We start from the raw sequence: 13,739 nt of genomic DNA on the forward strand, positions 1-13,739 counted from the left end.
AGTTTTCAAGGTACTGTTATTTTATTTATCGTCTAATATGTTTCGCAATCAGACGCTTTAGTATATTATCATAATATCAGGTTTCTGTCAAATATAATTTTAATTTTTTAAAATTATTTTTATAAAGTCTTTTTATTAGTAAAATAGGGCATGATAGGAGTAAAAACTACTCTATAAGATATCAATAAAGGTTTTTAAATAAATTCAAGAAATGCAGAAAGCATTTATTATAATACAGCAAAGTGCTCATAAAGAAGTAAAAAATCTATTCATGATAGACTCAAAAACACAGATTTTTCAGAAACAGCATATCTTTTAGTCTACGTGAACATAGGGTTTCGTTACTGTTTAATTTTATAGTTACTGTACTTACAGGAGGGTAAAAATGTATAATTTTTATAAAGAAAATAAAGGAAAGATGTTTTTAATTTTTCTTTTGGCGGCTAATATGTTCTTTTTTTCTCTGAATTTTACCTGTATGAAAAGTGAAGCTCCTGCAAATTATAAACAAGACAAAATAGACAGCATCACAGATAAAATCATTCAAAGGGAAGTTGTGGAAGATACTTATTTAATTTATCTTCCTGATGAAGAAATAAAAGAGGATATCATATTATATAACAAAAAAACCGCCGATTTGAAAATAAGCTATAAGCTTTATGCCACGAGAACGGTTTTTTTGCTTTGTGAGCTGGATTTAAGCGAAAGCGCCACAGATTACGATAAAATACCCGATGATTTAAAGGAAATCATCAATAAAATATCAGCTTATGCCTTATATGCAAATGCAACGGAGCTTATTTTGTCTGATTCCGAAATTAATCAGCTTATTGCCGGGGAAATAGGCGGCTCTTACGGTGCATGGCCATGGCATATTCATGAAGAAGCTCTTGATTATGAAATGGAGGATTACTTCATTTTAATCGAAAAAATTATGAAATCCCTCATTAAGCTGTAAAAGCCTTGTTTTTCCGTTTTTTTAATAAATAACAGAGCCTTTTCTGCTTTTGAAAACGGTACGGCCTGTATATGCTTATTTCATTGAAAAAGGTTTTATAAGGGCAAATTTATAGGAGGAGAAGTGCATTATGAGAAAATATACCATTGTTGATTACTTCGGGTATGATTTATCCCCTCAGGAAAGAATGAAGGCAATTAAAACCGCCGGTTTTGACGGTGTTATTTTGCTGTGGGCGAATTATTTTGACAGCGATTATAAGGAATTTCCCAAATATGCATAAGAAGCCGGACTATCTGTTAAAAATACCCCTGGGCCTTATCTCCATGCCAATACCATATGGAAAGATGCAATAGCAGGTGAGGATTATACGGCTCATATTATTAATTGTATTAAAGATTGTTCTGTTTATGAAATTCCCACTCTTGTTCTTCACCCCATAAACGGCATGACACCTTTGCCGGCGGAGGATATTGGTATCGAGCGGTTCAAAAGAATTGCCGGAGAAGCAGAAAAATATAATATTAATCTTGCAATAGAAAATCAGGGGAATCCGGAATACATAGATTTTGTTTTTAAAAATGTTCAATCAAATAAATTATATTTTTGTTTTAACAGCGGCCATGAAAATTATTATTCGCCAAATCTTGATTTGCTTGATTTATATGGAGATAAGCTGATTGCCCTTCATTTACATGACAATGACGGCACGGAAGACGTTCACGCATTGCCCTTTACAGGAAGTGTAAACTGGAAAAAAGTCGATGAAAAATTAAATTCGCTTAAATATGCCGGCGCTATTGCACTGGAAACTTTGAATAAGGGCTTTGAAAACATCAAAGAGCCTGTTGAATTTTTAAAAATTGCTTTAGAAAGAGCAAAACAAATCGGATAATTCTTTAATTTTTCACTAAATTAATTACAAATTTTACTCCCCTATCCATAATTAATACAGTATCTAAAAACAGAGGCGGGATAAAATAAAATCATAGCGTGAGCTATAAATTAAAATTTGTTTTTAAGGGGGATAATTAAATGAATATAAAAAATATATTGGTAGCCGGTACGGTTGCTTCTGTTATTGCGCTTACAGGTTGTGGCGCAGCTGACGGAAGAAACCTTACGAACTCCATATATAGAGTAGACGACTATGGCTATAATTATGATGATTACTATGGTTATGATAATAACGGCTATGGATATAATTACGACGGCTACGGCTATAACTATGGATACAACAGCCCATATAATTATGGATACTACGGCTATAACAGCGGCTCATCTTTAAGCCCAAGATACGGAACTTCCAGAGCGAATAACAACAGTAATTACTACAATAATTACTCCGGCACAACGACTCCCGGTTCTACAATAGATACCGAAAGTTAGTTTAAAGCAAGCATTCATTTATAGTTTATTAGTGAATCGAAAATCCTTGCAGTAAAGCTGTAAAAGCTTTTTCAAGTGAATGTTCTCTTATAGTCAGCAAATATCTTTATAGATTTGATTGACTATAAAATTAAACGGCAGCAGATGCTTTTTAATCAAAAAATCTCGCATGGCCTTAAATTAAACATTATTGTTTTTTCATAATGAATAAAGAAATTCATTCAACTAGCTATAAATATTTATAATCGGCTGCAATCATATTAGCTTTTTATTTCATGGAAAAATAAAGGCAACTATTAAAGATTATCTGAAAGGCCCAAACCTGTAAATATTTATTGTTTATAAGCAGAAATCCTTTAATAAAGCCTTATATAAGGAAAAGTAAAAAGGCCTGCTTTGCAGGCCTTTTTTTAATTTAAATATATTTCTATGTAAAATCAGATATTAATCCTTATGACAAATTCTATGGCTCCTTCTTTTTCTGATTTATTGAAATCAGCTTTAAAGCCGGAGCTTTTAATGGCTTCCACCGTTTGTTTTATGGAATTTTCAAAAATACGGAAGTCTTTGATGCGGTATTTTATTTTTGCTTTTTTCTTCTTTTTTTCCTTGGGCTGAATAATTTCTTCAATAAGCTTTTCTGTGCTGGCTACAGTTAAATTATCCTCTACAATATGTTTAATTACCTTTAGCTGCTCTTCTTCATCCGTGAGCTTTAATAAAGCTCTTGCATGGCGCTCTGAAAGGCCTTCTTCCAATAAAAGCCGTCTTACTCTTTTTGAAAGCTTTAAAAGCCTTATTTTATTTGCTATGGTGGACTGAGATTTGTTTACTTTTCGCGCCAAAGCCTCTTGGGTGAAAGAATAATCTTCCATCAAATTGACAAAGCCTTCGGCTTCCTCTATATAATTAAGGTCCTGCCGCTGTAAGTTTTCTATAATGGCTATGATTGCGCTGTCTTCTATGCCGATATTTGACATAATGGCAGGAATCGTCGAAAGGCCGGCGGCTTTGGCTGCCCTAAGCCTTCTTTCTCCCGCCACAAGCTCATACTGCATATTATTATTCATCCTTACGGTCACAGGCTGTAAAACGCCGTATTGGCGGATGCTTCCCGCAAGTTCCTCTATAGACTGCTTATCGAAAAACTTTCTTGGCTGATAAGGATTAGTTGTAATTTTATCTACGGGTATATAAAGAATTTCTCTTGAAGTTGTTAATGCCTGATTGCCCATATAGCACCTCTTTCGTAATGGATTTCACTATTGTTAATATATGGTAAATTATACTTATATTGGTATATTAACATATATTTCCCATGGGCAATTAATTGTCAAAATTTTTCAAATTATTAATTTGTTTTAATTTTCTATGTTTTTCGATACTATATTATAGGTTTTTCCTTTATAACACCGGGTTTTCTGGGGTATTTTGCCGGAGTGTGGCTTATTTTCTCTATAAAAATAAGAGAATGTATAATATCGCTTTGAGGAAGCTGCACTTTTTTCTCTTTTTTGATTTTTCCGCCCAATATTTTCAATGCATTTTGAGAAGAGGCTATTTCTTCTTTCGTATCAGGGCCTTTATAAGACACGAAACTTCCTCCTTTTTTTACATAAGGAAGACAGTATTCGGATAAAACCGAAAGGGACGCAACAGCCCTGGAAAAGCAGTAATCGAAGCTTTCCCTGTATTCTTTTTTAGAAGCCCCTTCTTCCGCCCTCATGTGGACGGCCTCTATATTCTTTAAAGAAAGCTTGTCTATCACCGTATTTAAAAAATTTACCCTTTTATTCAAAGAGTCTAAAAGGGTAAACTCTGCGTCGGGGCGCAGTATTTTAAGCGGTATTCCCGGAAAGCCTGCTCCCGTTCCTATATCGACGGATTTTGAGAAAGGCAAAAGCTCCATATATTTTAAAGCCGAAAGACTGTCTAAAAAATGCTTTATAATAATTTCTTTCTCATCGGTGATTGCTGTAAGGTTCATTTTTTCATTCCATTCAATTAATAAAGCCTTATATTCTTCGAGCCTTTCGGCGGCTTCAAAGTCAATATAAAGGTCCATAGACGCTGCATACTCTATCAGAAGCCTTTTAAAATCCATTATTCTCTCCTATTCCTGCTCTATTCCGTAAATTTTCCATTTGCCGAAGGTATCCGGCTCCGTAAGCATATATATGTGAAAAAGCCTTGTTTTTTTTCTTTCCTTATCCATAAAGAGGACTGTATTCATGCGACAGTTCTTCGGTTCCTTCATAAAGTTCACATTGACGATAAAAGGAGAGCATTTTATGTTTATGTCTGAGAGCTCCGTCTTAAGCATATTTAAGTCAATTCTATCCAGATAGTTTTTGCTTATATACGCCCTTGCGTCTTCAAGACTGTGGCTTCTTACGGCATCTATAAAACGATTTAAAATATACTCGCTGTTATCTTCCGTGTTATATTTAAAGAAAGCCTTTTTGCTTTCGTCACATTCTCCTTTAATAAAAGAACTGCCTATCTTTCGTATCGGTCCCTGGTTTTTCATTGGTAGAAAAAAGTCGAATCCATACACTTGTCTGACTCCTCCTATAAAGAGCTACTGATTAAATTTCAATAAATTAAAATTTAGTTACTATAAGCAGCTCAAGAATGTCTGTAAAATATCTATAAAGTTCAGTAAAATGATAATCTCTGGTAAAAGAATAATTTGAATAGCCTTATAGCATGTTTTGAAACTCCAAATCTTAGTTTATTTCACCTGTCATTAAAAATACTCGAAATGCTTCCTGGCTGGCCATTTAAAATCCCACAGACAGCGGGTTTTCATAAAAGCGGTTTTCTTTCCTAAGGGAAAAAGGTTAAAGAGCATTTCTGTATTCCTTCCCCAGATTTTTGGCTTTGCAAAAACCTGGGCATCATGCCTTTGGCATTATTTTACGGCCGGATTTCTTGACCGTTCTGCTTAAACTTCGAATTCTCAGGCGAAACCTCCGTTGATTTTCGATTTCAAAACATGCCCTAGAAAAAATTACGATAATTTCTTCAAAGGCAATATTTAAAATTTAACACCCCATTACTGTTACAGGCATATCTTTTTGCCTTATTTATCCTGCCATCTGTAAATGGACCTATAGGCTTCCGTAGGGGGGCGATGGCTATAGGCAAACGCCCTCATCGTCCCTATAAGAATACAGCGGGATAAACAAGAACCTTCGCCTTATTTATATTCGCCCCTCTGTACCTTAAAGCCACTGCCCCTTATTTTAGCTTCAATATACTGATACTCAATAAGCCTGCAAGCTTATTAAATATACTATTAATTTATGCTGAAAACTAAATAAGTGAAGCTACATTTTTAATTTTAGGGGCTCTTTTTAAATATTCAATAAAGGCGCTTTTTAAGCTTATTTTATAAAAAGTAAAGATAAAAAATAATACCAAAATCAGCTTTTAAAAAACGTCTTCTTATACTTAAGCTTCTCTTGAAAGAGATTTCAGATAAACAAGAAGGACAGAGATATCCGCAGGGGAAACCCCTGTAATGCGGGAAGCATGGCCCAGGTTTTCCGGTCTTATTTTATCAAGCTTTTGCCTTGCTTCTATGCGAAGGCCGGATATCTTACTATAGTCTATCGTTTCAGGAAGGAGCTTCTCTTCCATTTTTTTAAACTGGTTTACCTGAAGCATCTGTCTTTTAATATAGCCTTCGTATTTTATCTGAATATTCACTTGCTCCTGAATATAAGAAGGCAATTGGGGCCTGCCCGTATCCGTAGGAGAAAGCTTGAAATAATCAAGCTCCGGCCTTCTTATCAGCTCTGAAAGGCCTGCCCCTGTACTTATTTCCGTGCTTTTATAAAGCCTTAAAACAGAATTTGCATTTTCAGGAGATAAAACGACTTTATTGACTCTTTTTATTTCTTCTTCAATCAGCTCTTTTTTCCTAAGGAATTTGGCATATCTTTCTTCGGAAATAAGTCCTGCCTGGTAACCCTTTTCCGTTAATCTGAGGTCTGCGTTATCCTGCCTTAAAAGAAGTCTGTATTCTGCCCTGCTTGTCATCATTCGATAAGGCTCCTGAGTGCCTTTCGTCACAAGGTCATCAATTAAAACCCCGATATAGCCTTCGGAACGGTCTATGATAAAAGGCTCCTTATCGTCTATATACATAGATGCATTGATTCCTGCAATAATCCCTTGGGCCGCCGCTTCTTCATAGCCGGAGCTTCCGTTAAACTGGCCTGCGGAAAAAAGCCCTTTTATATTTTTAAATTCAAGGCTTAATTTAAGCATGGTAGCATCGATGCAGTCATATTCAATGGCATAGCCTGTCCGCATAAAACGGCAGTTTTCAAGGCCGGGTATGGTTCTGTACATTTGCTTTTGAACTTCTTCCGGCAAAGAGGTGCTCATACCCTGAACATACATTTCATTGGTAAATTCCCCTTCAGGCTCTACAAATACCTGATGCCTGTCCTTATCGGAAAAACGGACGATTTTGTCTTCTATGGAAGGGCAGTATCTCGTTCCTGTTCCCTCAATCACCCCTGCATAAAGAGGAGAACGGCTGAGGTTCTTTCTGATAATTTCATGGGTTTCTTCATTGGTATAAGTCAAATAACAGGGGATTTGCTCTCTTGAAATATCCTTGTCTTCGTTTTCAAAGGAAAAGGGGGTTATTTTTTCGTCCCCGTCCTGAACCGCCATTTTTGAAAAATCCACGGTCCTTTTATCGATTCTTGCAGGGGTCCCTGTTTTAAACCGGTACATTTTAATCCCCAGCTCTTCTAAGGAGCTTCTTAGGGCTTTGGCGCTTTTGAGACCATTCGGGCCGGATTCCGTTATGACCTCTCCGCAAAGACATCTGGCATTCAAATAAGTTCCAGTTGCGATAATAACGACCTTTGCTTCATAAATGCCGCCGTTTTCCGAAACTACGCCTTTTATAACGCCGTCCTGTGTAATTATTTTTACAATCTCGTCTTGGATAATATATAGATTTTCAGTATTTTCAAGGGTATGCTTCATGGTTTTGGAATATGCGCTTTTGTCTGCCTGAACTCTAAGGGAATATACGGCAGGGCCTTTTCCCGTGTTCAGCATACGGCTTTGTATATATGTTTTATCTATGTTGCGGCCCATTTCTCCGCCCAGGGCGTCGATTTCTTTAACGAGATGGCCCTTGGAGCTTCCCCCGATATTGGGGTTACAAGGCATCATTGCTATAGAATCCATATTTACTGTAAAAACCATTGTCTTTTTTCCAAGGCGCGCCGAAGCAAGGGCTGCCTCACAGCCGGCATGCCCTGCCCCTATTACGATTACGTCTGCTGATTCTCCGCGATAATTCATGCAACCACCTTCTAAAGCATTTAATAATTTATTTACCAAGGCAGAATTCAGAGAAAATCCTGTCGATAATATCCTCTGAAACTCCTTCGCCCGTTATTTCCGTTAAGTATTTATAGCAGTCCATAAGATCTATCGTAAGGATGTCTTCCGGCATTCCCATATTGATAGATTCCATTACGTTAAAAAGGCTCTCCCTTGCGTTCATAAGAGATTCTCTGTTTCTTGTACTTTCGACGATTACCGTCTGGCTTCCTATTTCCTCATGGATAAACATATTATAGATGGTATCGTAAAGCTCGTTAAGCCCTTCGCCGGTTTTGGCTGAAATTTCCACCACCGGGATTCCCTCAAGGATATCTGTATCTTCCGGGAGCTTATAAGAGCCTATATCTGTTTTATTCAAAAGTATAATCTTAAAAGGGTCCTTTGCTTCTCTTAAAATTTCAATGTCTTCTTTTGAAATTTCCTCTGTGGAATCCAGCACAAGAAGAATAAGCCCGGCGGTTTTGGCGCTTTCAAGAGCCTTGTGAACCCCTGCAAGCTCTATGGGGTCATTTGTCTGCCGAATGCCCGCCGTATCTAATATTTTAAGGGGAAGCCCCTTAATATTCACATATTCTGAAACAATATCTCTGGTAGTCCCCGGAATATCCGTCACGATAGACCGGTCTTCCTTTAAAACGGAATTTAATAAAGAGCTTTTGCCGGCGTTTGGTTTTCCAAGAATTACGGTTTTGATGCCTTCTTTTAAAGCAATTCCGCTTTCTGAGGTTTTTATGAGCTTATCAAGCTCTTCTATAAGAAAAGAAGCATTTTCTTCAATTTCCTGTAAGTTCATTTTTTCAAGGTCATGTTCCGGATAGTCGATGGAAGCTTCGATATGGGCAAGCATTAACAATACCTTGTCGGTGCATTCCTTTATTTTTTCATATAACCTGCCGGAAAGCCTGCCTAAAGCCGAACGGTGGGAAAGCTCCGTCCTTGCGTTAATGATATCCATTACCGCCTCGGCTCTCGTAAGGTCTATTCTTCCGTTTAAAAATGCTCTTTTTGTAAATTCTCCCGGCTCGGCAAGCCTTGCCCCTTTTGAAAGAACCAAATCGAGGACCAGAGAAAGGGCCTTCTCTCCCCCGTGGCAGTTGATTTCCAAAACGTCTTCTTTCGTATAGGACTTGGGGCTTAACATCAGGCTTATCATCGCCTCGTCAAGAATTTCATTATTTTTAAGTATTTTTCCGTAATAAAGCCTGTGGCTTTCAAGAGCTGTTACGGAAAGATGCGGCATAAATATATCTTTTGCGATATTTTGGGATAAAGACCCGCTTACTCTTATAATTCCTATGCCCCCGCCGGCCCCTGTGGCTATGGCGGCAATAGTGTCGGTTTCCCTTTTCAAAGCAATACTCCTTTTTAAAATTATAATATACCAAGTGAACTTGAAAAATTATATAAACGTAAACTTGTAAATAGTCTTTCAAGTGAATACCGCCTTATAGTTCATAAACAAGTTTTCAAGTTTGTGAACTATAATCCTGAACCTGTAAAGCGCTTTTAGGCTTATATCCTCTATAATAAACGAATTTACTCTTAAATGCCTAAGGATAAAATCTGCTCCCCAAAACGGACTGTATTTTGCAGGCGCCTGTAATTAAAGCTTTACTTTAAATTATATAGCCAATTTGCTTTTATATCACTGTAAGTATTTGGCTTTAGAAAATATATTTATTAAAATTAAAAATCGTCTTTTGATTTTAAATTTTAATGAATTTTCTTAAGTCTATAATAAATAAACCTGATCTTTCCTAATTTTATTTATCATAGAAGAGAACAGCAAAAAACTTTTGCTTGAAAAAAACAGCTCTCTGAGCGGCAAAATTTTTTCCTTCCAATTTTATACTGCGATTTCATTTGAATTAGCTTACAATTGCTTCATAAAAATATAAAGTTTTAAAGCCTGAACCGCTGGAACTCAATGTTTTTGCAGCATACAGTAAAATAGCCTTAAGGTAATAACAAAAATCTATTCACTGCGGATTTAAAAATACGGATTTCCTTCGGAAACGGTACATTTTTAACCCCTTATGAATATACGACTTATTACTGTAATTAATTATTTACTTTAGACAGCAAAAATTCATTTTGGGGATTTCTCTATAGACTTTAAATGTTTATAGAAAACAATAAGGCCCAAGTTATTTTAAAACTCAGGCCTGGTTTAACATATTAAGATTTAGTAATTAATGTAAAACGGCCAAGGCCTTAATTATTTCTGTTGGGTGATATCACAACATTTCTGAAAGGCTCGTCCCCTTGGCTATAAGTAGTTACATATTTATCGTTTTGAAGGGCCGCATGGATGATTCTTCTTTCGTAAGGGTTCATGGGCTCTAAAATCACGTTTCTTCTTGTATGTTTTGCTTTTTTAGCAAGATTATGAGCCAGTGTTTCCAAGGTTTCTTTCCTTTTCTTACGGTAATTTTCAGTATCTAATGTAACGGAGATATAAGGAGCGTTCCCCTTATTTACTACAAGGTTTACAAGATATTGGAGAGAATCAAGGGTCTGCCCTCTTTTTCCTATTAAAACGCCTAAATTGCTTCCTTTAAGCTCAACTTCAAGATGCTTGTCGCTAAGCTTTGTGTTTATATCTACCGCAAGACCCATCAGCAGAGAAACTTCTTTAAGAAAATCCTTTGCGGTTTTTTCCGGATCAAATTTTAAAACAGCCGAAATCTTTGCAGGTCTTCCGCCAATTCCTAAAAATCCTTTAGAGCCTTGATCAATAACCGTAATATCAACCTTGTCAATTGTGGTGTTCAGATAACGAAGAGCCTCTTCCACTGCTTCTTCGACAGTTTTTCCGGATCTTTCTATACTATCCATTCAATAAAACCTCCAATTAATAAATCTCAGGTTTAAAATAAACCGGCCCGTAAAATACTTAACCCTTGGACTTCTTTTGATTCACTGCCTTTACAGGCTGTTTCTCCGGGTCTTCACTATTTAATTTATCCTTTGTAATCCCTTGAAGAATAAGCTGCTGAATTACCTGGAAGATATTAGACGTAATCCAGTATAAGCCGACACCGCCGGGTATCCCTATGGTGATAACACCCATCATGATAGGCATTACAATCATCATCATTCTTTGCTGCATTACCATATTGGGGTCTGTGCTCTTGGACTGTTTGTTGGATAAATAAGAAGATAAAAAGGTAGTAAGCACAGAAACCGCAGGAATAATTATGGCAGGCCAATAAAGCCCTGTGTTTTCCGTAAGCCTTATGGAAAAAAGCTGTTCAACCATAAGCTTATGGTCGAGAATAGACTGTACGCCGCCTACGAATTCACCGGGAATCCCAGACAAAAAGCTATTCCAATCACTTTCAACAAATTTATTAAATATCCTTACTAAGTCTTCTCTTTCAAGAAGGCTTAAATCCGGCATTCCCTTAGGGATTTTAGGAAGGGTAATATCGTAAATCAGGCCAACATAATTTTCCGCATAGCCGGGAATTGCCAATACCTTATCGGCAAGATTAAGATAAATATTCTTTAACGCGGGAATAAATTTATACGGCTGGTTCATGATATAATACATTGCCATAAATATAGGAAACTGTATAAATAAGGGCAGACAGCCGCTTAAAGGGTTGGCCTTATTCTTAGCGTAAAGCTGCTGTATTTCAGCGCTCATTTTCTGCTGGGTTTCAGGGTCTTTAGAGTCTCCGTATTTGGCTTTGATTTTTTCCATCTCCGGCTGAAGCTTCTGCATTGCCATCATGGATTTCTGGCTTTTAACGGCAAGGGGCAGCATAAGGAACCTTACGAATATCGTAAGAACAATTATGGATATACCAAGGGCATAGGTGTCGGAGCCCATTAAAGAAACCACAATATTATAGATATGGTTTAGAAAAAAACCGATAAATTCCGATATAGGGCCGACGATCTTGCCGGGGTCTTTTTGAATCATGTTTCTTAAAAGTACAGTAGCTTCAAGCATTTACTTCCTCCTTGAAATTGAACTATAGGTTTATTGGCAAATTTTTTTATAACGAATGAACCGTAGTCAAGCGAAGCTTATTCATTTTTTGGTTTAAAAAAACTGCCCCAAGGGCTTTTCGATTTTATCGCTTAAACTTCATCAAAATTTAATGAACTAAAAAACAATACCTTATTATCTTAACTTCTAAATTTTACCAGATAAATATAAACTAAAAAGGAAAAAAATCAATATTAAGTATATTTAAGAACATTCTCTAAGGAACAGGGTCGTATCCGCCTTTACAGAAAGGATTGCACCTTAAAATTCGAAGGACACTTAAAAATCCTCCTTTTATGGCTCCGTATTTTGATATGGCCTCATAGGCATATTGACTGCAGGTGGGATAATACCTGCAGGAATCAGGCAAAAAAGGCGATATGCATTTTTTATAAAAACGAATCAATAAAAGCAGTAATTTTTTTAACATATATACGCCGCCTATAATACTTTAAGCATATGATGCTTTTTAATAAGATGCATAACACTTGGGGCTATATCATGAAAACCTGCATCGGCACAAGAGGCCCTTGCGATAAAGATAATATCGTAGCCTGTTTTTATTTTATCTTCTTTGAGCCTGTAGGCTTCTCTGATAAGCCTTGTAACTCTGCTTCTGATAACGGAATTGCCCACCTTTTTGCTTACGGAAAGACCAAGCTGGTTATAGCTTTTGTCATTCGGCATTAAATACATCACAAGGTGTTTATTGGCAATGGATTTTCCTCTATTATATACGTATCTGAATTGATTATTCTTCCTCAAGGAGACGGTATTTTTCATATTGATACACCTAAACCTATAATTTTAAAAAGGCCACAAAATGCGGCCTTATAGCAAATTCTTCTTTGCGGTAATCTAAATCACAGAGGAAGGGCCTCTGCCGGCAAATCGCGAATCTGCGCAAAGCCCTTAGGCAAATTCTAATTTGCGCTTATTTTATAAATAAAAATAAGTTTTATCCGCGGATATCGTCTGCGGGCATTGAATCAGCAAATTAAAATTTGCAGACATTTTGAAACGAATTTCGATTTACAATAATCCTTAAGGAAAAGCTTTGGACTGGGGCTTATAAGCATAAATTAAATTATAGCCCCCAAGGGGCTTAATTTTAGAAATACATATTAAGCTGAAAGTACCTTTCTGCCTTTTAAGCGTCTTCTTGCAAGTACTTTTCTGCCGTTTTTCGTGCTCATCCTCTGTCTGAAGCCGTGTACCTTGGATCTCTGCCTTTTTTTAGGTTGAAATGTCATTTTCATTTTTATGCACCTCCTTAAACAAATTGCAACAATATAATATTTAAAGACACTATTGCTATTATATTAAATAAACATAATCACGTCAAGAATAAGATAAAAAAAACTCTTTTAACGAATTGACTTTTTTAAAAGGTAAAAAGACGGAAATAAAATACGCATATTATGGAAGAAAGAATTCTGAAATATTAATACAGGCGTTTAAAATAAGGATATTTTTAAAAAAGCAATATATTCCAGTTTGAAATTTGTATTGAAATTTTTAAATAGAAATTATGCATGTATTTTTATAATTATCGAAATTATTTTAAATTATACCGTTAAACAAAACTAAAGAAAACTGTAAAAGACTATTTTCCGTAGTTAAAAATATAGCTTTTCTTCGGAAACAATACATTTTTGAGTTATTTAAGGCATAGATTTCTTAAGTTTAATAAGATTAACTAATATTTCCAATTTAAATTTATTTGCTTTTTTATTTAAATTAAGGCAGATTTTTAAAACAGCTTTGAAACATATTATTGATTATCCACAGGCAATTTGTTATTATACACATATATGGTTCCTAATTTCAAAAGTTATGCACAGGTTGTTGATAACTCTGTGAATAACTTTATAATATAAATCCAAAATAGCGTATTTTATATATATTTTAATGTGGAAAAGCATATTGTGGATAGTTTAGCCTTTTATTTTTTAAAAAATTACGGGAATTTTCTAATTTTATGCGCTTTACAAAAGGAGAGTTAATCGA

13 protein-coding genes and 1 pseudogene are annotated in these 13,739 nt (G+C 35.9%); 4 read left to right on the top strand and 10 right to left on the bottom strand.

Annotation, left to right across the window (positions count from 1 at the left end; translation table 11 throughout):
* Window positions 1-385 precede the first annotated feature (385 nt).
* The 4 genes and pseudogenes from NBX03_RS15770 (at window position 386) to NBX03_RS15785 (ending at window position 2,347) form a co-directional block, all read left to right on the top strand.
* Window positions 386-958: a hypothetical protein gene (locus NBX03_RS15770; protein ID WP_250228716.1), complete on the top strand. Its 573-nt coding sequence runs from the start codon at window positions 386-388 to the stop codon at window positions 956-958.
* Window positions 959-1,088: 130 nt separating this feature from the next.
* The gene (locus NBX03_RS15775) at window positions 1,089-1,241 is read left to right on the top strand and encodes a hypothetical protein (RefSeq protein WP_250228717.1); all 153 of its coding nucleotides are present in this window, start codon (window positions 1,089-1,091) and stop codon (window positions 1,239-1,241) included.
* A 45-nt stretch (window positions 1,242-1,286) separates the two neighbouring features.
* A pseudogene (locus tag NBX03_RS15780) lies at window positions 1,287-1,853 on the top strand (sugar phosphate isomerase/epimerase family protein); the annotation flags it as partial.
* A 140-nt stretch (window positions 1,854-1,993) separates the two neighbouring features.
* Window positions 1,994-2,347 (top strand): hypothetical protein, encoded by a 354-nt coding sequence (locus tag NBX03_RS15785; RefSeq protein ID WP_250228718.1) that lies wholly within the window; start codon window positions 1,994-1,996, stop codon window positions 2,345-2,347.
* A 437-nt stretch (window positions 2,348-2,784) separates the two neighbouring features.
* Here the strand turns inward: NBX03_RS15785 and noc are convergent, their stop codons facing one another.
* From noc to rpmH, 10 genes are all read right to left on the bottom strand, one after another.
* Entirely contained in the window at window positions 2,785-3,582 is a 798-nt protein-coding gene (gene noc, locus NBX03_RS15790) for a nucleoid occlusion protein (protein ID WP_250228719.1), read from the bottom strand.
* Between the two features lie 149 nt (window positions 3,583-3,731).
* On the bottom strand, window positions 3,732-4,451 hold the full coding sequence (rsmG, locus tag NBX03_RS15795; RefSeq protein WP_250228720.1) for a 16S rRNA (guanine(527)-N(7))-methyltransferase RsmG: 720 nt from the start codon (window positions 4,449-4,451) through the stop codon (window positions 3,732-3,734).
* Between the two features lie 9 nt (window positions 4,452-4,460).
* Window positions 4,461-4,904, bottom strand: coding sequence for a hypothetical protein (locus NBX03_RS15800; RefSeq protein WP_250228721.1), 444 nt, complete (start codon window positions 4,902-4,904; stop codon window positions 4,461-4,463).
* An 899-nt stretch (window positions 4,905-5,803) separates the two neighbouring features.
* Window positions 5,804-7,684, bottom strand: a complete 1,881-nt coding sequence (mnmG, locus tag NBX03_RS15805; RefSeq protein WP_250228722.1) for a tRNA uridine-5-carboxymethylaminomethyl(34) synthesis enzyme MnmG — start codon at window positions 7,682-7,684, stop codon at window positions 5,804-5,806.
* Between the two features lie 28 nt (window positions 7,685-7,712).
* Window positions 7,713-9,080, bottom strand: a complete 1,368-nt coding sequence (gene mnmE / locus NBX03_RS15810; RefSeq protein ID WP_250228723.1) for a tRNA uridine-5-carboxymethylaminomethyl(34) synthesis GTPase MnmE — start codon at window positions 9,078-9,080, stop codon at window positions 7,713-7,715.
* 863 nt (window positions 9,081-9,943) lie between these two features.
* Complete coding sequence (jag, locus tag NBX03_RS15815; RefSeq protein WP_250228724.1) at window positions 9,944-10,567, bottom strand: RNA-binding cell elongation regulator Jag/EloR; 624 nt, start codon at window positions 10,565-10,567, stop codon at window positions 9,944-9,946.
* Between the two features lie 58 nt (window positions 10,568-10,625).
* Complete coding sequence (locus NBX03_RS15820) at window positions 10,626-11,690, bottom strand: YidC/Oxa1 family membrane protein insertase (protein ID WP_323373244.1); 1,065 nt, start codon at window positions 11,688-11,690, stop codon at window positions 10,626-10,628.
* Window positions 11,691-11,946: 256 nt separating this feature from the next.
* Complete coding sequence (gene yidD, locus NBX03_RS15825) at window positions 11,947-12,159, bottom strand: membrane protein insertion efficiency factor YidD (protein WP_250228725.1); 213 nt, start codon at window positions 12,157-12,159, stop codon at window positions 11,947-11,949.
* 11 nt (window positions 12,160-12,170) lie between these two features.
* Window positions 12,171-12,512: a ribonuclease P protein component gene (rnpA, locus tag NBX03_RS15830; protein ID WP_250228726.1), complete on the bottom strand. Its 342-nt coding sequence runs from the start codon at window positions 12,510-12,512 to the stop codon at window positions 12,171-12,173.
* 341 nt (window positions 12,513-12,853) lie between these two features.
* Window positions 12,854-12,988 carry a 50S ribosomal protein L34 gene (gene rpmH / locus NBX03_RS15835; protein ID WP_250228727.1) on the bottom strand — a complete coding sequence of 45 codons (135 nt, stop codon included), beginning with the start codon at window positions 12,986-12,988 and terminating at the stop codon, window positions 12,854-12,856.
* Window positions 12,989-13,739: the final 751 nt, after the last annotated feature.

The organism is Anaeropeptidivorans aminofermentans (assembly GCF_940670685.1).
In the GTDB taxonomy this organism is placed as follows: domain Bacteria; phylum Bacillota; class Clostridia; order Lachnospirales; family UBA5962; genus Anaeropeptidivorans; species Anaeropeptidivorans aminofermentans.

What these genes read in the sequence shown, in the direction of transcription:
- NBX03_RS15770 (WP_250228716.1), top strand. Translation starts at nt 386, where the DNA reads ATGTATAATTTTTATAAAGAAAATAAAGGAAAGATGTTTTTAATTTTT.
- NBX03_RS15775 (WP_250228717.1), top strand. Translation starts at nt 1,089, where the DNA reads ATGAGAAAATATACCATTGTTGATTACTTCGGGTATGATTTATCCCCT.
- NBX03_RS15785 (WP_250228718.1), top strand. Translation starts at nt 1,994, where the DNA reads ATGAATATAAAAAATATATTGGTAGCCGGTACGGTTGCTTCTGTTATT.
- noc (WP_250228719.1), bottom strand. Translation starts at nt 3,582, where the DNA reads ATGGGCAATCAGGCATTAACAACTTCAAGAGAAATTCTTTATATACCC.
- rsmG (WP_250228720.1), bottom strand. Translation starts at nt 4,451, where the DNA reads ATGGATTTTAAAAGGCTTCTGATAGAGTATGCAGCGTCTATGGACCTT.
- mnmG (WP_250228722.1), bottom strand. Translation starts at nt 7,684, where the DNA reads ATGAATTATCGCGGAGAATCAGCAGACGTAATCGTAATAGGGGCAGGG.
- jag (WP_250228724.1), bottom strand. Translation starts at nt 10,567, where the DNA reads ATGGATAGTATAGAAAGATCCGGAAAAACTGTCGAAGAAGCAGTGGAA.
- NBX03_RS15820 (WP_323373244.1), bottom strand. Translation starts at nt 11,690, where the DNA reads ATGCTTGAAGCTACTGTACTTTTAAGAAACATGATTCAAAAAGACCCC.
- yidD (WP_250228725.1), bottom strand. Translation starts at nt 12,159, where the DNA reads ATGTTAAAAAAATTACTGCTTTTATTGATTCGTTTTTATAAAAAATGC.
- rnpA (WP_250228726.1), bottom strand. Translation starts at nt 12,512, where the DNA reads ATGAAAAATACCGTCTCCTTGAGGAAGAATAATCAATTCAGATACGTA.
- rpmH (WP_250228727.1), bottom strand. Translation starts at nt 12,988, where the DNA reads ATGAAAATGACATTTCAACCTAAAAAAAGGCAGAGATCCAAGGTACAC.